At 72.0% G+C, this 17,872-nt stretch carries 15 protein-coding genes and 1 pseudogene; 5 read left to right on the plus strand and 11 right to left on the minus strand.

Going from position 1 to position 17,872, the window contains the following annotated elements:
* Positions 1 to 156: 156 nt before the first annotated feature.
* Together ACFULQ_RS09570 and ACFULQ_RS09575 are read right to left on the minus strand one after the other, a co-directional pair.
* Positions 157 to 1,341, minus strand: a complete 1,185-nt coding sequence (locus ACFULQ_RS09570) for a glutathionylspermidine synthase family protein (protein WP_383540491.1) — start codon at positions 1,339 to 1,341, stop codon at positions 157 to 159.
* Between the two features lie 12 nt (positions 1,342 to 1,353).
* Entirely contained in the window at positions 1,354 to 1,743 is a 390-nt protein-coding gene (locus tag ACFULQ_RS09575; RefSeq protein ID WP_383540494.1) for a hypothetical protein, read from the minus strand.
* Positions 1,744 to 1,878: 135 nt separating this feature from the next.
* On the opposite strand from ACFULQ_RS09575, the gene ACFULQ_RS09580 reads away from it, so the two are divergent.
* Entirely contained in the window at positions 1,879 to 2,733 is an 855-nt protein-coding gene (locus ACFULQ_RS09580) for a hypothetical protein (protein ID WP_383540572.1), read from the plus strand.
* A gap of 39 nt (positions 2,734 to 2,772) precedes the next feature.
* Here ACFULQ_RS09580 and ACFULQ_RS09585 read toward each other — a convergent pair whose 3' ends face one another.
* The gene (locus ACFULQ_RS09585) at positions 2,773 to 4,455 is read right to left on the minus strand and encodes a PLP-dependent aminotransferase family protein (RefSeq protein ID WP_383540496.1); all 1,683 of its coding nucleotides are present in this window, start codon (positions 4,453 to 4,455) and stop codon (positions 2,773 to 2,775) included.
* A gap of 46 nt (positions 4,456 to 4,501) precedes the next feature.
* Between ACFULQ_RS09585 and ACFULQ_RS09590 the strand changes: the two genes are divergently transcribed.
* The 3 genes and pseudogenes from ACFULQ_RS09590 to ACFULQ_RS09600 all read left to right on the plus strand — a co-directional run bounded on the left by ACFULQ_RS09590 (position 4,502) and on the right by ACFULQ_RS09600 (position 6,171).
* The gene (locus ACFULQ_RS09590; RefSeq protein ID WP_383540499.1) at positions 4,502 to 5,011 is read left to right on the plus strand and encodes a carboxymuconolactone decarboxylase family protein; all 510 of its coding nucleotides are present in this window, start codon (positions 4,502 to 4,504) and stop codon (positions 5,009 to 5,011) included.
* Positions 5,008 to 5,451 (plus strand): carboxymuconolactone decarboxylase family protein, encoded by a 444-nt coding sequence (locus ACFULQ_RS09595; RefSeq protein WP_383540502.1) that lies wholly within the window; start codon positions 5,008 to 5,010, stop codon positions 5,449 to 5,451. The genes ACFULQ_RS09590 and ACFULQ_RS09595 overlap by 4 nt, the downstream gene beginning before the upstream one ends.
* Positions 5,448 to 6,171, plus strand: a pseudogene (locus tag ACFULQ_RS09600) (isocitrate lyase/phosphoenolpyruvate mutase family protein). Before ACFULQ_RS09595 ends, ACFULQ_RS09600 begins: the two are co-directional and overlap by 4 nt.
* A 60-nt stretch (positions 6,172 to 6,231) precedes the next feature.
* Here the strand turns inward: ACFULQ_RS09600 and ACFULQ_RS09605 are convergent.
* From ACFULQ_RS09605 to ACFULQ_RS09625, 5 genes are all read right to left on the minus strand, one after another.
* Complete coding sequence (locus tag ACFULQ_RS09605) at positions 6,232 to 7,179, minus strand: ABC transporter substrate-binding protein (protein WP_383540504.1); 948 nt, start codon at positions 7,177 to 7,179, stop codon at positions 6,232 to 6,234.
* Position 7,180: 1 nt separating this feature from the next.
* Positions 7,181 to 9,118: an ABC transporter permease gene (locus tag ACFULQ_RS09610; RefSeq protein WP_383540507.1), complete on the minus strand. Its 1,938-nt coding sequence runs from the start codon at positions 9,116 to 9,118 to the stop codon at positions 7,181 to 7,183.
* Positions 9,118 to 10,251, minus strand: a complete 1,134-nt coding sequence (locus ACFULQ_RS09615) for a glycine betaine/L-proline ABC transporter ATP-binding protein (protein ID WP_383540510.1) — start codon at positions 10,249 to 10,251, stop codon at positions 9,118 to 9,120. The genes ACFULQ_RS09610 and ACFULQ_RS09615 overlap by 1 nt, the downstream gene beginning before the upstream one ends.
* Positions 10,251 to 11,780 (minus strand): GMC family oxidoreductase, encoded by a 1,530-nt coding sequence (locus ACFULQ_RS09620; RefSeq protein ID WP_383540513.1) that lies wholly within the window; start codon positions 11,778 to 11,780, stop codon positions 10,251 to 10,253. Before ACFULQ_RS09620 ends, ACFULQ_RS09615 begins: the two co-directional genes overlap by 1 nt.
* Before the next feature lie 74 nt (positions 11,781 to 11,854).
* Positions 11,855 to 13,381 carry an aldehyde dehydrogenase family protein gene (locus ACFULQ_RS09625; protein ID WP_383540515.1) on the minus strand — a complete coding sequence of 509 codons (1,527 nt, stop codon included), beginning with the start codon at positions 13,379 to 13,381 and terminating at the stop codon, positions 11,855 to 11,857.
* A gap of 209 nt (positions 13,382 to 13,590) precedes the next feature.
* Between ACFULQ_RS09625 and ACFULQ_RS09630 the strand changes: the two genes are divergently transcribed.
* Complete coding sequence (locus ACFULQ_RS09630; RefSeq protein ID WP_383540519.1) at positions 13,591 to 14,364, plus strand: hypothetical protein; 774 nt, start codon at positions 13,591 to 13,593, stop codon at positions 14,362 to 14,364.
* A gap of 28 nt (positions 14,365 to 14,392) precedes the next feature.
* Here ACFULQ_RS09630 and ACFULQ_RS09635 read toward each other — a convergent pair whose 3' ends face one another.
* The 3 genes from ACFULQ_RS09635 to ACFULQ_RS09645 form a co-directional block, all read right to left on the minus strand.
* Positions 14,393 to 15,130 (minus strand): hypothetical protein, encoded by a 738-nt coding sequence (locus tag ACFULQ_RS09635; RefSeq protein WP_383540522.1) that lies wholly within the window; start codon positions 15,128 to 15,130, stop codon positions 14,393 to 14,395.
* A gap of 571 nt (positions 15,131 to 15,701) precedes the next feature.
* Entirely contained in the window at positions 15,702 to 16,058 is a 357-nt protein-coding gene (locus tag ACFULQ_RS09640) for a hypothetical protein (RefSeq protein WP_383540525.1), read from the minus strand.
* A complete protein-coding gene (locus ACFULQ_RS09645; protein ID WP_383540527.1) occupies positions 16,045 to 17,823 on the minus strand; it encodes a hypothetical protein in 1,779 nt (592 codons plus the stop codon). Before ACFULQ_RS09645 ends, ACFULQ_RS09640 begins: the two co-directional genes overlap by 14 nt.
* Positions 17,824 to 17,872 lie beyond the last annotated feature (49 nt).

Consider the following 17,872-nt stretch of genomic DNA (forward strand, 5'->3'; position numbering starts at 1 on the left):
CGCGTTTTCAGAGGCGGTGCTGCCTGACCTCGGGGACGGCTCGTGGTCACGCCCTCTCGCCCGGTCTCTTCGGGAGGCCGGGGCCGGTCAGCCGGGCCCTCCTCCGGCAGAGCCCCAAAACCCACCCGCCCTCACCGACGCGCCATCGCCGTCCCCTCAAAGGATCACGTGCGGCAGAAACCTGGCGTACTCGTCGGTGATCAAGCCCGAGGACTCCCGGATGCCCAGCCCCGCCGACTCGTCCTCGACGACCCATGCGCCCAGGACGACCCGGTTGCCGTCGAAGTCGGGCAGGGGGGCCAGTTCCTGGTAGCAGCAGGCTTCTTCGCGGGGAGCGGCGGTCGTGCCGGGTTCGTGGATGGTGACTCCGGCGCCCTCGCGGCCCAGCAAGGGCTTGGCGACGTAGCCGGTGGTCGTGGCCAGGTCCCGGGGGCCGTCGAGGTGGGCGGGGAGGAGGTTGGGGTGGTCCGGGTACAGCTCCCAGAGGATCGCCAGGAGCGCCTTGTTGCTGAGGAGCATCTTCCAGGCGGGTTCGATCCACAGGGTGCTGCCGGTGCCGCCGCCGTTGTCGAGGGTGTCGAGGACGTGGCCCGCGAAGCGGTCGGTGGTGAGCCACTCCCAGGGATAGAGCTTGAAGCAGCTGCGGATGAACCGGAGCTGGTTGTCGACGAAGCGCCCGGAAAGCGGGTCCCAGCCGATCTCCTCCATGGAGATCCAGTCGGTGGTGAGGCCGGCCTGCTCGGCGGTCTCCTTGAGGTAGGCGACCGTCATGAGGTCCTCGCCGAGTTCGTCGGCGGAGGAGTGCGCGAAGTGCAGGGGGCTGCCGGGCGGGAGGAGGGAGGCCTGCTTCTTCCAGGCGGCGACGAGGCGTTCGTGGAGGGAGTTCCACTGGTCGGCGCCCGGGAAGCGCTCCTCCATCCAGAACCACTGGGGTGAGGCGGCCTCGACGAGGGACGTGGGGGTGTCGGCGTTGTACTCCAGGAGTTTGGCCGGGCCCTCGCCGTCGTACCGGAGGTCGAAACGGCCGTAGACGGAGGGGAGTTCGGCGCGCCGGTGCCAGGCCTCGGCGACCGCATCGGCCACGCGCGGGTCGGTGATGCCGAGGTCGGCGAAGCGGTTCGCGGTGACGATGTGGTCGGCGGCCGCGAGGCACATGCGGTGGAGTTCCTCGACGACCTCCTCCAAAGCCTCCACTTCGGGGAGCGTGAAGGAGTAGTAGGCGCTCTCGTCCCAGTAGGGGCGCAGGGAGTCGTCGGGATGGCGGGTGAGCGGGTAGATCAGGCCCTGGGATTCGACGGTCTGCTGCCAGCCCGGGCGCGGGGCGATGGTGTGACGGCGCATGGTGATCGGCCCTCAGCCGCCGGAGCTGCCCTTGCCGACGCCACCGCCGTCACCGTCGCCGCCTCCGCTGCCGAAGCCCCCGCGGTCGACCCCGCCGCTGCCCCCACTGCCGCCGCTGCTGGACGAACTGCCGGAGCTCTTGCCGGACTTCTTGGTGAAGGAGCCGCCGGAGACCCAGCTGCCCTTCTTCTTGCCGCCGTAGTAGTAGGAGCCGTTGACGGAGGTGGCGGACTTGCAGTTCTTGTCGGCGACGACCTGGTAGCCCTTGCCGAGGGTGTAGCTGTCCCGGTCGACGCAGCGCTTGTCGGGGTCGGAGGAGCAGGCGGTGAGGGCCGCGGCGAGCAGCCCCACGCCGCCGAGTGCGATGGTGCCCGAGCGAAGTTGTCGGCGTGCGTCCGCCATGTTCGTGTCTCCCCGTTGGTCAGGCTTTGGGCCTGGTGTGCGTTGTCCGGCGGACAGCTTAGAGATCAGTAAGAGCCCGTCCGAATTCGGGCCACCCTTCACTGCCTCCCCTAAGGTCACTTTGTGCTCTTTGGAATGGTGTGCGCCCTCGGGGCCTCGGTCTGCTTCGGGACGGCCACCGTGTTGCAGGCGATGGCGACGCGGACGGCAGATTCGGACGGCGGTGACAGCGAGGGGTCGGCGTTCGCGGTGACGCTGTTCCTGCGGGCGGTGCGGCAGTGGCGGTATCTGGCGGGGCTGGCGTTGGACGGGCTGGGGTTCCTGCTGCAGATCGCCGCGTTGCGGTCTGTCCCGATCTACGCGGTGGGGGCGGCGCTCGCGTCGAGTCTCGCGGTGACCGCGGTGGTCTCGGCGCGGCTGCTGCGGGTCCGGCTGAGCGGGGCCGAATGGGGTGCGGTCGGGGTGGTGTGCGCGGGGATGGCGCTGCTGGGGATCGCGTCCGGGACGGAGGGGGATCGCGGCGGGCCGGCGGGCCTCGGGTTCGCGATGCTCGGGACGGCCCTGGCGGTGCTGGGGCTGGCGCTGCTGGGCGGGCGGTTGCCGGAGCGGGGGCGGGCGTTGGCGCTCGGGCTGGGGGCGGGGTTCGGGTTCGGGGTCGTCGAGGTGTCGGTCCGGCTGATCGACTCGCTCGCGCCGTCGGATCTGGTGGCCGACCCGGCGACCTATGCGCTCCTTGTCGGCGGGGGCGCGGCCTTTCTGGCGCTGACGTCGGCGTTGCAGCGGGGTTCGGTGACCACGGCGACCGCCGGGATGGTGATCGGGGAGACGATCGGGCCGGCACTGGTGGGGGTGGTGTGGCTCGGGGACCGCACGCGGGAGGGGATGGCGTGGGTGGCGGCGCTGGGCTTCGTGGTGGCAGTCGCGGGGGCGTTGGCGCTGGCCAGGTTCGGGGAGGCACCGGCGGATCCCGAGCGCCAACGGCCTTCGTGAAGCGGGCAGGGAGCCCGTCGCCGAAATGAATGGGCCGTGTCATTCGGGCAGCACCGCGCACAGTGCCTCCAGCGCTCCCGACCAGGCGTGGTCCGGCGGGGTGCCGTAGCCCACGACGAGTGCGTCGCTGCGCTCGAGCGTGGCCTCGGGGTGCTGGTAGCGGTGCAGCGCGTGCACGGCGAGACCGTGCCAGGCCGCCGCCCGCAGCGCCTGCCGCTCGGTGCCCGGGGGCAGCCGCAGCACCACGTGCAGACCAGCCGCGATCCCGGTGGCGTGGACCTTGGGGGCCCGGCGGGCGAGCTCGGCGACCAGAGCGTCACGGCGGCGCCGGTACCGCAGCCGGGCGGAGCGCACATGGCGGTCGTAGGCGCCGGAGGTCAGGAACTCGGTGAGGGTCAGCTGGTCGAGGGAGCCGCAGGTGTCGATGCCGCCCTTGGCCTTCAGGACCTCCGCCATGAGGCCGGGCGGCAGCACCAGCCAGCCGAGCCGTAGGCCGGGGGCGAGGGACTTGCTGACGGTTCCCGCGTGGACGACGTGGTCCGGGTCGAGTCCCTGGAGGGCGCCCACGGGCTGGCGGTCGTAGCGGAACTCGCCGTCGTAGTCGTCCTCGACGACCAGCCCTCCGGTGCGGCGGGCCCAGTCGACGACGGCCGCGCGCCGGTCGCGGTGCAGGGTGCCGCCCATCGGGAACTGGTGGGCGGGCGTGAGCAGCACCGCGCCCTGGTCGGTCAACTGCCCCGGGTCGGTGCCGCGTTCGTCGAACGGCAGCGGGATGGTGCGCAGACCGGCGGCCGCGAGCAGGTTCCAGTGCGCGTCGAGGCCGTACGACTCCACGGCGACCGTGCGTGCGCCACGGGCCCGCAGCACCGCGCCGAGCAGGCGCAGGCCGTGCGAGAACCCGGCGCACACCACGATGCGATCGGGGTCGGCGCGTACGCCGCGGGCGCGGGCGAGGTAGCCGGCGAGGGCGGTGCGCAGTTCGATTCGGCCGCGCGGATCGCCGTAGTCGAAGGCCTGGTAGGGGGCGTCGGCGAGGGCGCGGCGGGCGGCCTTGAGCCACGCGGTGCGCGGGAAGGATGCGAGGTCGGGGGTGCCGGGGATCAGGTTGTAGGCGGGTCGGAGCGCGGGTGGTGGTGGGAGCGCGGGGGTGCGCCGGTGGGCGGGTTCCGGGGCTGAGGGCGCCCCGGCGACACCGGGCCGGGAGACGGACCCGGGCGACGGACCACCGGCACCGCGCGGACGGGAGGCGCCGGCAACGACACCGGCAGCGGCGCCGGGACCAGCACCGCCGGAGGCGCCAGCACCGGCGGCAAGACCAGCACCGCCAGAGACCCCAGCACCGGCACCAGGACCAGCACCACCAGAGCCTCCAGCACCACCAGAGCCTCCAGCACCGGCACCCAGACCAACCGCACCTTCCCCCCGACCAACCACCCCGCCACCCGCCACCGGCCCCACCACCCGTTCGGCCACCCTCGTCCCGGACCCCTGTCGCGCGCTGAGCCAGCCCTCGGCGACCAGGTCGGCGTAGGCCTCGGCGACCGTGTTGCGGGCTATGCCCAGGTCGGCGGCGAGGGAGCGGGAGGAGGGGAGGCGGGTGCCGGGGGCGAGGCGGCCGGTGCGGACGGCCTCGCGCAGGGCGTCGGTGAGGCCGCGCCGGATGCCCCCGCCGGAGGGTTCCAGGTGGAGGTCGACGCCGAAAGTGGCCCAGGGTTTCGCCATGGAAGTGGACCATACCCTTGGGCTGCCTGGCTCCTAGGGTCGAGGCATGACCACACAGGAAACCGTCCGGAACACCCCTGAACGCGCCCCCGAGCACACCCCCCGCCTGGCCTGGGCCCAGCACGCCCCCGAGGTCTACAAGGCGATGCTCCGCCTCGACACGGCCGCCGGGAAGGGCCTGGAACCCCGGCTGCTGGAGCTCGTGAGGATCCGGGCCTCGCAGCTCAACCACTGCGCGTTCTGTCTCGACATGCACTCCAAGGACGCCCTCGCGGCCGGTGAGAGCGTCGAGCGGATCATCCAGCTCGGCGCGTGGGAGGAGTCGCAGCACTTCTACACGGAGAAGGAGGTCGCGGCCCTCGCCCTGACCGACGCGGTCACGGTCCTGACCGACGGCTTCGTGCCGGACGAGGTGTACGACCATGCGGCCAAGCACTTCGAGGAGGCCGAGCTGGCCCAGCTGATCGCCGCGATCACGGTGATCAACGCGTGGAACCGGTTCGGCGTGACCTGCCGGATGGTCCCGGGGCACTACGAGGCCGGGAAGCACGAGTGAGCCGTACGGACCTCCTCGACCGTGAGGTCGGCCGCGCCCTGTCCGCGCTCAGTGCGGCCGCGAAACGGGGGCTCGGCGACCCTGGCCTCGCCGAGCTCGTCGTCATCCGGGCCTCGCAGCTCAACCACTGTGCCTTCTGCCTGGACATGCATCTGGCGATCGCCCGCGAACAGGGGTTGAGCGAGCGGCAGTTGGAGCTGCTCGCCGCGTGGGAGGAGGCCGAGGGCGTCTTCGACGAGCGGGAGCGGGCCGCGCTGGCGCTGACCGAGGCGGTGACCGTCCTGACGGACCGCCACGTGCCGGACGAGGTGTACGCCGACGCCGCCAAGCACTTCGACGACCGCGGCCTCGCCCATCTCGTCGGCCTGATCGTCGCGATCAACAACTGGAACCGGGTGATGGTCGCCCGCCGCATCCCGCCCGGGGGGTACCGGCCGTGAGCAAGGTGGACGTCTTTCGCGCGCTGCACCGCAACCGTCTCCCGGGCGATCCCCTCGTCCTGCCCGGCCCGTGGGACGCGGTCAGCGCCCGGGTGTGCGAGGAGGCCGGGTTCCCGGCGCTCGCCACGCCCAGCGCGGGGATCGCGGCCGCCCTCGGCCACGAGGACGGGTCCACACCGGCCGACGAGATGTTCGCCGCGGTGGCGCGCGTCTGCGGGGCCGTGGACGTGCCCGTGTCGGCGGACGTCGAGGGCGGGTACGGGCTGGCGCCCAAGGAACTGGTGGAGCGGCTGCTGGAGGCGGGAGCCGTGGGCTGCAATCTGGAGGACTCCGAGAACAGGACTCTGAAGGACCCGCACCGGCACGCCGACTGGCTCGCCGAGGTCCGGTACGCGGCCGGGGACCTGCTGTTCGTCAACGCCCGCGTGGACACGTTCTCCTACGGCGACGGCGATCCGGAACGGGCCATCGAGCGGGCCGCGCTGTATGTCGCGGCGGGCCGCCGACTGCGTCTATCCGATCGGCGCCCCGGCGCACGTACTGCCGCTGCTGCGGTCCGGGATCCAGGGGCCGCTGAACGTGTTCGGGCGGCTCGACGGCGAGGGCCCCTCGCCCACCGAACTCGGTGAACTCGGGGCCACTCGCGTCACGTTCGGGCCGGGGCTCCAGCGCCGAGCGGCCCGGCAGCTGCGCGAGCTCGCCGACCGCCTCCGGACCTAGGGCCGGTTCGGGACAGCCACGCCCACCTGTGGACTCAGGACAGCCCGCCCTCCCGTGGACTCAGGACAGCCACGCCTTCCACGTGGACTCGTGGCTGTCCACCCACTTCTTCGCCGCGTCCTCCGGGGTCATCTTCTGGTCGGCGATCATCAGGGAGACCTCGTTCTGGTCCTCGGTCGTCCACTTGAACCTCTTCAGGAAGGCCGCCGCCTTGCCGCCGGACTTGGCGAAGTCCGTGTTGAGGTACTTCTGGAGCGGGGTGTGCGGGTAGGCGCAGGCGACCTTCGCCGGGTCCGCGTCGCAGCCCTCCTTGTAGGCGGGCAGCTTCACCTCGGTCATCGGGACCTTCTTGAACAGCCACTGGGGGGCGTACCAGTAGGTCAGGAAGGGCTTCTTCTCCTTGGCGAACTGCCTGATCTGGGTGATCTGCGCGGCCTCCGAACCGGCGAACACCACCTGGTAGTCCAGGCCCAGGTTCTTCACCAGCGCCTTGTCGTTGGTGACGTAGGACGGGGAGCCGTCCATGAGCTGGCCCTTGCCGCCGCTCTCGGCGGTGCGCAGTTGCGAGGCGTACTTGTTGAGGTTCTTCCAGTCGGTGACGTCCGGGTGCTGCTTGGCGAAGTACGTCGGGACGTACCAGCCGATGTGCCCGGTCACCCCGAGTCCGCCGCCCGGTGCGATCGTCTTCTTGTCCTTGACGTACCGCTGTTCCTGCTCGGGGTGGCCCCAGTCCTCCAGGATCGCGTCGACCCGGCCCTGGCTGAGCGCGTCCCAGGCGGGGACCTCGTCGACCTGGACGGTGTCGACGCGGTAGCCGAGCTTGTGCTCGAGGAGGTACTGCGCGACGGCCACGTTGGCCTGCGCCCCGACCCAGGACTGCACGGACAGGGTCACGCTCTTGGCGCCGTGGGCGTTGGCGAAGGGCGAGGCCTGCTTGGTCATGTCGGCGGCACCGCAGCCGGTGAGCAGCAGCAGGGATCCGGCGACGGCGAGTGTACGGACGCGCATGTCAGGCTCCCTTCCCCGTACGGCGTTCGGTGGGCTGGGTGACCCGGTCGAGCATCAGGCCGAGGCAGACAATGGCGGCGCCGGCGACCAGCCCGGTCGCCAGGTCGCCCTGGGCCAGGCCGAAGACGGTGTCGTAGCCGAGCGCGCCGCCGCCGACCAGGCCGCCGATGACGACGACGGCGAGGACCAGGACCACGCCCTGGTTGACGGCGAGCAGCAACGCGGGCCGGGCGAGCGGGAGCTGGACCTGCCGCAGCTGCTGCCAGCCGGTCGCGCCGAGGGAGCGCGAGGACTCCATCGCGGCCGGGTCGACCTGGCGCAGGCCCTGGGTGGTGATACGGACGACGGCGGGCAGCGCGTAGACGACGGCGGCCGCGGCGGCGGGCGCGCGGCCCACGCCGAACAGGGCGACGACCGGGATCAGGTACACGAACTGCGGCATCGTCTGGAAGACGTCCAGGACGGGCCGCAGCATCCGCTCGAACCGGTCGCTGCGGGCCGCCGCGACGGCGGTCGCGAAGCCGAGGACGAGGGTGACGGCGACGGCCGCGAGGACCTGCGACAAGGTGTCCAGCGCGGGGGTCCACACGCCGAGGACACCGATCGCGGCCATGGCGAGGACCGCGGTGAGCGCGGTGCGCCAGGTGCCGATCAGCCATGCCAGGGTGGCGACGACGAGCAGCACGGACCACCAGGGCAGCGCCTGGAGGCCGCCGCGGACCGGGTCGAGGATCCAGGTGGTGAAGTGGGCGGCCCAGTCGGCGGTGCCGCCGATCACGGGGACACCGGAGTAGAGGTGGGCCGTCATCCAGTCGACGGCCCGGTTGACGGGCTCGGCGATGTTCAGGGTCCAGGCGTCGGGCCAGTCGAGCCGGCCCAGCAGACGCCCGGCGACCGCGACGGCGACGGTGCCCGCGAGGGCGTACGCCCATCCCGCACGCCCGTGTCCCTCGGTCCCGTCGCCCGCCGCGCCGGTGACCCGGTCCAGGACGACGGCCAGCAGCACGATCGGGATGCCGGCCGCGAGGGCCGCGCCCACGTCGACCGAGGCCAGCGCCTGGTAGACGCGGTCGCCGAGGCCGCCGGCGCCGATCACGGACGCGATGACGGCCATCGACAGGGCCATCATGATCGTCTGGTTGAGGCCCAGCATGAGCTCCTTGCGGGCCAGCGGGATGCGGGCGGTCAGCAGCCGCTGGCGGGCGGTGGTGCCGAGCGACTCGACGGCCTCCAGGACCCCCTTGTCCGCGCCCTGGAGGCCGAGCGCGGTGAGGCGGGCCATGGGCGGGGCGGCGTAGACGACGGTGGCGAGGACGGCGGCGGGCACGCCCATGCCGAACACCAGGACCACCGGGAGGAGGTAGGCGTAGGCGGGCATGACCTGCATGGTGTCCAGCACCGGGCGCAGGACCTTGTCCATACGGCGGGAGAGCCCGGCGGCGAGCCCCAGCAGGGCCCCGACCACGACCGAGGCGAGCACGGCGACGACCATCAGGGCGAGGGTCTGCATGGTGGGGATCCACATGCCGAGCAGCCCGCAGGCGAGGAACGCGGCCGCGGTGCCGAGGGCGAGCCGGACGCCGGCGACCCGCCAGGCCACCAGGGCGCCGAGCGCGGTGACGCCGGCCCAGCCCGCGTCGAGCAGCACGACGTACACGGCGTGCACGGAGATCACGACCGCGTTGCTGAGGTAGCCGAAGAAGTAGAGGAACAGCGGGTGGCTGTCGCGGTTGTCGATGATCCAGTCGCTGGCGCTGCCGAGCGGCTTGGTGAGGTCGACGGTGAGGGCGGCGGGCCAACTTCCGCTGGCCCACTGGGCGTTGGCGAGCGGCACGAGGACCGCGGCGGCCAGGGCGATGAGCAGGAGCTTGTGGACCGCGCGGTGCCTGAGCAGACCGGTGGGCAGGGTGCGGGGGGTGGAGGCGGTGACGGTGGCCATCAGACGGCCTCCTTGCGCAGCTCCGTTCCGGAGGCTCCCTTGGGGGGCTCCGACGCGACGGTGCCCGCACGGAGCTCCGTTCCGGCGACGACATCGAGCAGGCGCTCGTGGTCGACGACGCCCAGGCAGCGGCCCCGTTCGACGACGCAGGCCGGGCCGCCGCGCTCGGCGACCACCTTGATGGCGTCGGCGACCACGGCGTCGGGGGCGAGGGCGCCCGGGTGGGCCGGGCCCGCGCAGCCGCCGGGCTTCATGGCCCTGCGGACCGTCATGACCTGCTCGCGCGGTACGTCCCGGACGAACTCGCGGACGTAGCCGTCGGCCGGGGAGTCGACGATCTCCTCGGGCGTGCCCAGCTGGACGACCTTGCCGTCGCGCATCAGGGCGATGCGGTCGCCGAGCTTGAGCGCCTCGCTCAGGTCGTGCGTGATGAAGACCATGGTGCGGCCCTCCTCGCGGTGCAGGCGGACCACCTCCTCCTGCATGTCCCGCCGGATCAGCGGGTCGAGCGCGCTGAACGGCTCGTCGAACAGCAGGACCTGGGGGTCGACCGCGAGCGCCCGCGCGAGGCCCACGCGCTGCTGCTGGCCGCCGGACAGCTGGGACGGCTTGCGCTGTTCCATGCCCTCCAGGCCGACCTTGACGACGACCTCGGCGGCCCGCGCCCGGCGCTCGGCCTTGGAGACGCCCTGGACCTCCAGGCCGTACGCCACGTTGTCGAGGACCGTGCGGTGCGGGAGGAGGCCGAAGTGCTGGAAGACCATCGCGGCGCGGTGGCGGCGCAGTTCGCGCAGCCGGGACCTGTCCATCGCGCGGACGTCCTCGCCGTCGATGCAGATGGTGCCCGCGGTGGGCTCGATGAGCCGGGTCAGACAGCGCACCAGCGTGGACTTGCCGGAGCCGGACAGGCCCATGACGACGAAGACCTCGCCCTTGCGGACATCGAAGCTCACGTCACGGACGGCGGCCGTGCAGCCGGTCCGCGCACGCAGGTCGGCGGGGTCCAGGGCGGCCAGTTCGGTGTCCTCGGGCACGCGCTCGGCCTTGGGGCCGAAGACCTTCCAGAGGCCGTCGACGGAGAACACCGGGTTGTCGGTGGTAGGGGGCTTCTCCATGGTCGCGGTCGTACTCATCACGCACCACCTCCCAGCAGGTCGACTGCTTTCTCACCGACCATGAGCACCCCGATCATGGGATTCACGGCGGTCATGGTCGGGAACACGGACGCGTCGGCGATACGGATGCCGTCCAGGCCGCGGATCCTCAGTTCGGGGTCGACGACGGCCAGTTCGTCGTCGGCGGCACCCATGCGGCAGGTTCCCGCCGGGTGGTAGACGGTGTGCGCGACCTTGCGCGCGTACTCGCTCAGCTCCTCGTCACCCGTGATGTCGGGGCCGGGGCACACCTCCCGCTTCAGCCAGCTGGCGAGCGGTTCGGTCGCCGCGACCTCGCGGGCGATTTTGATCCCGTCGACGAGGGTGCGGCCGTCGTAGTCGTCCTCGTCGGTGAAGTAGCGGAAGTCGAGGGCGGGCTTGACCTCCGGGTCCGCGCTGGTGAGGTACAGGCGGCCGCGGCTCTTCGGCTTGGGGATGTTCGGGGTCATCGAGACGCCGTACGCGGGGCGTTCGTAGCCGAGGCGCTCCGGGTTGTCGGTGAAGGGGACCTGGTAGAAGTGGAACATCAGGTCGGGGCCCGGGTGTTCGGGGTCGCGGCGCACGAACAGGCCCGCGTCGGAGTCCATCGCGGAGTTGTCGGGGATCGGGCCGTTGGTCTCCCAGACGATGACCGACTCGGGGTGGTCGAGGAGGTTCTCGCCGACGCCCGGCAGGTCGAGGACGACCGGGATGCCGAGCGCTTCGAGGTCCTCGCGCGGGCCGATGCCGGAGTGCAGCAGCAGCCGGGGCGAGTCGACGGCGCCCGCGCACAGGACGACCTCGCGGCGGGCCCGGATCAGAGTCTCCCGGCCGTCCTTGGAGCGCACGTGCACGCCGTCCGCGCGCGTGCCGTCCAGCTCCAGCCTGTACGCCCAGGTCTCCAGCAGGATCGTGAGGTTGGGACGCTCGTCCATCACGGGGTGCAGATACGCCACCGACGCCGAGGAGCGCTTGTTGTTCTCCGGGTGGTAGGCGAGGTCGAAGAAGCCGACGCCGTCGTCGAAGGGCTTCTTGTTGAAGCCCTCGACCCGGGGGACCTGGAGGGCCTTCTGGGCCGCGTCGACGAAGTCGCGGGCGATGGCGTTGCGGTCCTTCTCGTCGACCGGGACGATGTTGTTCTTCAGCCGGGCGTAGTACGCCTCCATCGGCACCGCGCCCCAGCCCTTGGCGCCCGCCTCCTCCCACTCGTCCCAGTCGGACGGCAGCGGCTTGAAGGCGATGAGGGTGTTGTGGGAGGAGCAGCCGCCGAGGACCCGGGCCCGGCTGTGCCGGATGTGCGAGTTGCCGCGGGGCTGCTCGGTGGTGGGGTAGTCGTAGTCGAGTTCGCCGCCGAGCAGGCCCATCCAGCGGCGCAGGGTGAGGACGTCGTCCCGGCCGACGTCACTGGGGCCGCCCTCGATGACGGCGACCGTGACGTCGGGGTTCTCGGTGAGGCGGGAGGCTATGACGGAGCCTGCTGTGCCACCGCCTATGACGACGTAGTCGTACTCCTGTTTGAGATCGGACATGGGGGTACTCCAGTGAAGTCTTGAGGGAGAGCGGCGATGAGAACGCCGAGGGCGAGGGAGGGGCGCGCGTGGGCTCAGCCTGCGAACCAGCGGACCGGCTTGGGGGCCAGGTTCTGGTAGACGTGCTTGGTCTCGCGGTACTCGGCGAGACCGGCGGGTCCGAGCTCGCGGCCCACCCCGCTCTTGCCGAAGCCGCCCCACTCCGCCTGCGGGAGGTAGGGGTGGAAGTCGTTGATCCAGACGGTGCCGTGGCGCAGCCGGCCGGCGACCCGGCGGGCGCGTCCGGCGTCGGCGGTCCAGACGGCACCGGCGAGGCCGTACTCGGTGTCGTTGGCGAGGGCGATGGCCTCTTCCTCGGTGCGGAAGGTCTCCACGGTGAGGACAGGCCCGAAGACCTCCTCCCGCACGACCCGCATCTCGCGGTGGCAGCGGTCGAGGACGGTCGGCTCGTAGAAGTAACCCTCGACGGGACGCTCGGGCGACGGCTTGGGACGCTGGCCGCCGGAGCGCAGCACCGCCCCCTCCTCCAGCGCGGAGGCGACGTACGACTCGACCTTGGCGCGCTGCTGCTCGGAGACCAGCGGCCCGCACTCGACACCGTCCTCGGTGCCGCGGCCGAGGCGGATCTTCGCGGCGCGGTGGGCGAGTTCGGCGACGAAGCGGTCCCGGACGGACTCCTCGACGATGAGGCGGCCGCCCGCGGAGCAGACCTGGCCGCTGTGGATGAACGCGGCGTTCAGGGCCTGGTCGACGGCGGTGTCGAAGCCCTCGGGGGTGGCGCAGGCGTCGGCGAAGACCACGTTGGGGTTCTTGCCGCCGAGTTCGAGGGCGACCTTCTTGACGGAGGGGGCGGCGGCCTGCGCGACCTTGGTGCCGCTGACCAGGCCGCCGGTGAAGGAGACCAGGTCCACGTCGGGGTGCTCGGCGAGCCGGGCGCCGACGGTGTGGCCGGGGCCGGTCACGATGTTGGCGACGCCTTCCGGCAGCCCGGCCTCGACCAGCAGCTCGATGAGCGCGATCGTCGTCATCGGGGTGATCTCGCTCGGCTTGACCACGAAGGTGTTGCCGGCCGCGAGCGCCGGGGCGATCTTCCAACTGGCCTGGAGGAGCGGGTAGTTCCAGGGGGTGATCAGCGCGCACACGCCGACGGGTTCGTGGACGACGACGCTGTGGATCTCGGTCGAGCCGGCGTCGACGACCCGGCCGGGCGCCTCGCCCGCGACGAGGTCGGCGAAGTAGCGGAAGGCGTCGGCGACACAGTCGATGTCGACCCGGCCCTCCTCCACGGTCTTGCCCGCGTCCCGGCTCTCCAGCAGACCGAGTTCTTCGCGGTCGCGTACGAGAAGATCGGCGACGCGGCGCAGCAGTGCGGCGCGTTCGGCGACGGGGGTGAGCGGCCAGGGGCCCTGTCCTGAGTCGAAGGCCTGGCGGGCGGCGGCGACCGCCAGGTCGGTGTCCTTCTCGTCACCCTCGGCGACGACGGCGAACGGCCGTGCGTCGGCGGGGTCGAGGATCTCGCGGGTGGCTCCGGAGACGGCTGCGCGCCACTCGCCGCCCGCGTGGATGGTGTGCGGCTGCTGCCGCGCGTGCTGTCCGGCCATGATCGGTGTTGCCTTCCGTTCCTGTTCAGTGCCCCTGCGTCACACACGTGTCACTCACCGGGACCGTCATCGCATGCCCAGGACCCTCGATTGCATGCGCAATCGTTGGCCGAAAGTGCCCTGGCTCACTGGACATGCGGGCAAATCGGGCGAAAAGTACGCTGGATGTGCCCTGCGGGCGCACTGCCTCACGGCGTGGAGGTGACGCCATGGCACCGAGAGTGTTGATCGCTACGGCGGCGGGTGCGGCCCTTCTGCTGTCGCCGGGCCTGCTCTCGCTCTCCCCCGCCCTCGCCCCGGTCGCCGCCGCCGACGACCCGAGCGCACGTGAGCTGGTCGACCAGGCGAAGAAGAACCTCCTCGATGCCGAGTCCGTCCGTCTGAAGCTGACGGACCGCAGCGCCGGCACCCGCACCAGCAAGACCCAGCCGGCCTCCATGGACCTCTCCCTCGACCGGGACGGCAACTGCGCCGGGACGATGAGGATGGGGGGCGGCGGTGGCAGCGTGGAGATCGTCAAGCGGGGCGCCGAGGTGTGGATGAAGCCGGACACCGCGTTCTGGAAGGCGCAGGTACCGGGCGGTCAGGGCGACGCGGTGGCCGAACTCCTCAAGAACCGCTACATCCACGGCTCCACGCGCGACGCGATGCTGAAGGGCATGGCCGACACCTGCGACCTGACGTCCTTCCAGAAGGAGATCACCGCGGACTCCTCCGACACCCGGCGGCTGACGAAGGGCTCACCGACGAAGATCGACGGCCAGGAGGTGATCCCGCTCAAGGGCACGTCGGAGGGCAGGCGGGTGGTCCTGTACGTCACGTCGGACACCCCGCACCGGCTGGTGCGGGCCACGCAGAAGGGCGGCGGGACCGACCTGACGCTGTCCTTCTCGGACTACGGCAGGCCGGTCCCGTCGAAGACGCCGTCGGCGGACGAGAGCTTGGACGTGAACAAGCTCCAGGACGAGTTGCTGAGCACGTGAGCCGGCCGCGCCGGGGGTGGGTCCGGGGTCAGTCGATCGCCGCGGGGTCGCAGGTGTACGGCGCGCAGAACCCCTTCAACGCGCTGGTCAGGAGCTCGAGTTCGTCCTGGCTGCCGTCCTTCTCCAGGCCGTAGGCGGCCACCGCGTAGATCAGGCCGTCCTGGGCGACGAACCGCTGGTCGTAGACGTGCCAGGGACCCACGTCGGGCTCACCGCTGAGGGTGTCGGCCACGTACTCCAGGCGTTCACCGGTGAACCCCTCCTCGTCCACGGGCCGCAGGGCCAGCTTCTTGAAGCCGTCCGGCTTGGGGGTGTCGGCGGAGAGGTACAGCTGGAAGGACTCCTCCGGGGAGCTCTCGGCGATCTGGTACACCTGGAGCCGTCGTTCGCCGTCCGCGCTGCGGTAGTTGACCACGTCGATGCCGAACTGGGACGGCTTGGTGCTCCGCGACCAGCCCGCGGGGCGGGCGATACGGAAGCCCTGCTGGTCCACGTACAGCTCGTATCCGGCGGGGAGTTCGGGTGCCGAGGCGAGCGGGGACGCGGACTCCTCGGTGGGCGAAGGGGTGGGCGACCCCTCGGGTTCGCCCTGCTGCGAGACGACTCCTGTGGGCGACGGGCTTCCGCCCCCGCCCTGGTCGTCCTTGTCGCCGCCGCCGACGACCAGGGTCAGCACCAGGGTGGTGACGACCCCGACGGCGGCGGCACCGACGAGCACGGACCAGAGGAGCCGACGGTTGCGCCCGGCGGCGGGTGCGGCAGGCATGGCAGGCGGGGAAACGGCCGTCTGTCCGGCGGTAGCCCAGGACGACCCCGACCACTCGGCCGACGGCCCACCCCCGCCCCCGACCTGCTCGACGGACGACCACCCGCCCTCCGGGACACCGGACCCGGGCCCGTGCCAGGAACTGCCACCTCCGGCTCCGGGCCACCCGGCGGGAGGGGCGGGCGGGGGCGGCAACGGCGAGGACACTTCAGTGACCGGGCCGGGGATCGCTCCAGGAGCCGTTCCCTGGCCCGTGCCGGGGATCGCTCCAGGGACCGATCCCTGGCCCGCGCCAGGGGCCGTTCCAGAGGCGGCTCCGGGCCCCGCGTCCACCACACCCGCACCCGCACCCAAGGCCGTTCCCGGCCCCTCGCCCGTGTCGTCCGACCCGGCCGCCGGTGGCCACACCGGAGTCTGCGGCGGTGCGGCCCCCGGTCTGGCCGGGGGTGGTGGGGTGATCGGGCCGGTCGCCGTCTCGGCGCCGTCACCGTCCTCCCACCGCTGCGTCTCCTCGTTCCAGTACCGCACGCCTCCGCTCACGCTCTCCCCCTCGCCTCTGCCACGGCCCCCGTCACAACCCCAGCAACCCGGCCACGGCCCCCGCCGAGGCGACCAGGCTCACCAGTGCCTGCGAGTCGTCCAGCAGCGCCCGCAGGCGTTCCCGGCGGGTCGGTCCCGCCTGGCCGGTCGTGACGATCTCCTCCTCGGTCTCGGCCAGCGCGGTGTCCAGCACGGCCGTCTCGTCCGTGGACGTCAGCCTCGTGAGGTCGGCGCGGAGTTCCCGTACGGCGGCGAGGAGCGCCTCGGCGGCCTCGTCCCGCCCGGGCGGGGCCCCGTGGTGGCTCTCGGCACGCGCGTGGCTGCCGATGGCGAAGGTGCTGCCGTGCACCCCTCCGCTGATGCTGACGCCCGGTTCATCCGTTGCCATTGCTGCCGCTCCCCTTCTGCGACGCGGTTCCCGAGGTCGCGGTGGCGTACTTGCCCGCCGCGAACGTACTGCCGTGGACACCGCCCTCGACGTGCACCCCGCCACTGCTGATGTTCACGATCTTCTGGACGAACTCGCCGGTCTGGTAGCCGGATGCGGCGAGCGCCGTCAGCACGCCGTGCGCGACCCGGTCCTGGACGCTCCTGAGGTAACGGTAGGCGTCCATCTCCTGGAACGTGGACCCCTCGTCCATGGAGCCCAGTTCCCGCACCGACAGCGCGGGACCGTCCGGCAGCGCGCCCGCGTACCCGCCGGTGAGCAGCTTCCACACGTACCCGACGCCCCTGCCGAGGGTGGCCAGGGAGCGGGCCGCGGAGCCCGGCACCCGGGCCACCGCCCAGGCCGCCTTGCCGAGCACGTTGTTGTGCCGGTAGTTGTGCGCCGCGCGGTCGGCGTCCTTGAAGTCCTCGCGCACCGGCAGCAGCACATGCGGGGCGATCTCCAGCATGAGCATGCGGCCCTGGGTGTGGACGCGCACGAAGACCGTGACGACCAGCTCCTCCTCCCAGCCGCCGACCCGGATCCGCAGGAAGTGCCGCCGTTTCTCGGCGCCCTCCTCGACGGCCCGCGCCCGGTGCTCCTCGAAGGCCCCCGGGTGGTACGGCGCCTCCTCGCGCCGGCGCAGCCCCTCCGCGGGCAGGAACACGCACTCGTCGATCTCCAGCCAGCGCAGCCGGTCGCGGACCGTGTGCCCGGCGAACTCCGAGGGCAGCCGCAGCTGTTCGAGCAGCGGGCGGATCTTCTCCAGGACCGCGCGGTTGTTCAGCGGGAGCTGTTCCTTCTTGGTCTCGTCGGGCCGCAGCTCGACGGCGAGCACCCAGGTCTCGTAGGCGGCTCCGGCCCCGCAGAAGGGCCGCTTCTCGTGGTACATGACCAGCGGCGCGTGCTGTTCGAGCCGGATGCGCTCCTTCAGCCGCTGGAAGCGCGGCCCCTCGGCCCGCTCGGCGGGGTCGCCGGCCGCGTCCGGGAAGCGCTGCGGGGACAGTTCGGCGCCCACCGCCCGGGCGAACTGGCCGCGCTGGGCGGCCACGCACCCCGCGATCAGGGCGAGCACGACGATCACCAGCCAGGCCTGAAGGGGCCCGATGAGTGAGCCGGCCCGGTCGACGTCGGGGAACAGGAAGTCGGTGACGTCGGTCGAGTCGCCGTAGGAGCCGCCGAAGTAGGAGTCGGCGTAGGAGGACGACTCGCTGTACGAGGAGCCGTAGGACGAGCCGTAGGAGGAATCGTCGTCCCCGCCGCCGAAGGCGGCGAAGAGGGTGACGGCCAGGTAGACCGCGAAGCCGATACGGCCCCACCAGCGGATCAGGAAGGCGGGCAGCCGGCGGTACAGCGGCGGGTTCCCGCCCTTGCCGCGGACCCAGGGGGCGATCGCGAGCATGAGGCTCGGGACCAGCGCGAGGCCCAGCAGTCCGCCGGTGAGCGGCAGCCCGATCACCCACAGGGCGATGATCGCCCCGGCCCACAGCAGCTCCTGGCGGCGGGCGCGCAGCGCGTGCGCGAGCACCCGGGCCGCGTCGAGGCCGAGCGAGGGCGCCACGATCCGCTGTTCGTTCAGGTGCAGTTGCTCGATGACCCGGTCGCGGTAACCGGAATCCAGATAGGTACCGGCGCACAGCAGGCGGGTCGCCTCGCTGGCGTGCGGCGGTGTGGCCGGACCCGGCGGTGCCGTCTGTGGTTGCCGAGGTACGGATGCAGTAGTCACGCGACTCCCCCGATGCGTGCAAAGCCCTTGTTCAAGTTGGTTGTTGACA

The sequence above is a fragment of the Streptomyces sp. NPDC057253 genome, assembly GCF_042669125.1.
Lineage (GTDB): Bacteria > Actinomycetota > Actinomycetes > Streptomycetales > Streptomycetaceae > Streptomyces.

Excerpts from the sequence above, each read along its gene's own strand:
- ACFULQ_RS09570 (WP_383540491.1), bottom strand. The coding sequence starts at position 1,341 with ATGCGCCGTCACACCATCGCCCCGCGCCCGGGCTGGCAGCAGACCGTC.
- ACFULQ_RS09575 (WP_383540494.1), bottom strand. The coding sequence starts at position 1,743 with ATGGCGGACGCACGCCGACAACTTCGCTCGGGCACCATCGCACTCGGC.
- ACFULQ_RS09580 (WP_383540572.1), top strand. The coding sequence starts at position 1,879 with ATGGTGTGCGCCCTCGGGGCCTCGGTCTGCTTCGGGACGGCCACCGTG.
- ACFULQ_RS09585 (WP_383540496.1), bottom strand. The coding sequence starts at position 4,455 with ATGGCGAAACCCTGGGCCACTTTCGGCGTCGACCTCCACCTGGAACCC.
- ACFULQ_RS09590 (WP_383540499.1), top strand. The coding sequence starts at position 4,502 with ATGACCACACAGGAAACCGTCCGGAACACCCCTGAACGCGCCCCCGAG.
- ACFULQ_RS09605 (WP_383540504.1), bottom strand. The coding sequence starts at position 7,179 with ATGCGCGTCCGTACACTCGCCGTCGCCGGATCCCTGCTGCTGCTCACC.
- ACFULQ_RS09610 (WP_383540507.1), bottom strand. The coding sequence starts at position 9,118 with ATGGCCACCGTCACCGCCTCCACCCCCCGCACCCTGCCCACCGGTCTG.
- ACFULQ_RS09615 (WP_383540510.1), bottom strand. The coding sequence starts at position 10,251 with ATGAGTACGACCGCGACCATGGAGAAGCCCCCTACCACCGACAACCCG.
- ACFULQ_RS09620 (WP_383540513.1), bottom strand. The coding sequence starts at position 11,780 with ATGTCCGATCTCAAACAGGAGTACGACTACGTCGTCATAGGCGGTGGC.
- ACFULQ_RS09625 (WP_383540515.1), bottom strand. The coding sequence starts at position 13,381 with ATGGCCGGACAGCACGCGCGGCAGCAGCCGCACACCATCCACGCGGGC.
- ACFULQ_RS09630 (WP_383540519.1), top strand. The coding sequence starts at position 13,591 with ATGGCACCGAGAGTGTTGATCGCTACGGCGGCGGGTGCGGCCCTTCTG.
- ACFULQ_RS09635 (WP_383540522.1), bottom strand. The coding sequence starts at position 15,130 with ATGCCTGCCGCACCCGCCGCCGGGCGCAACCGTCGGCTCCTCTGGTCC.
- ACFULQ_RS09640 (WP_383540525.1), bottom strand. The coding sequence starts at position 16,058 with ATGGCAACGGATGAACCGGGCGTCAGCATCAGCGGAGGGGTGCACGGC.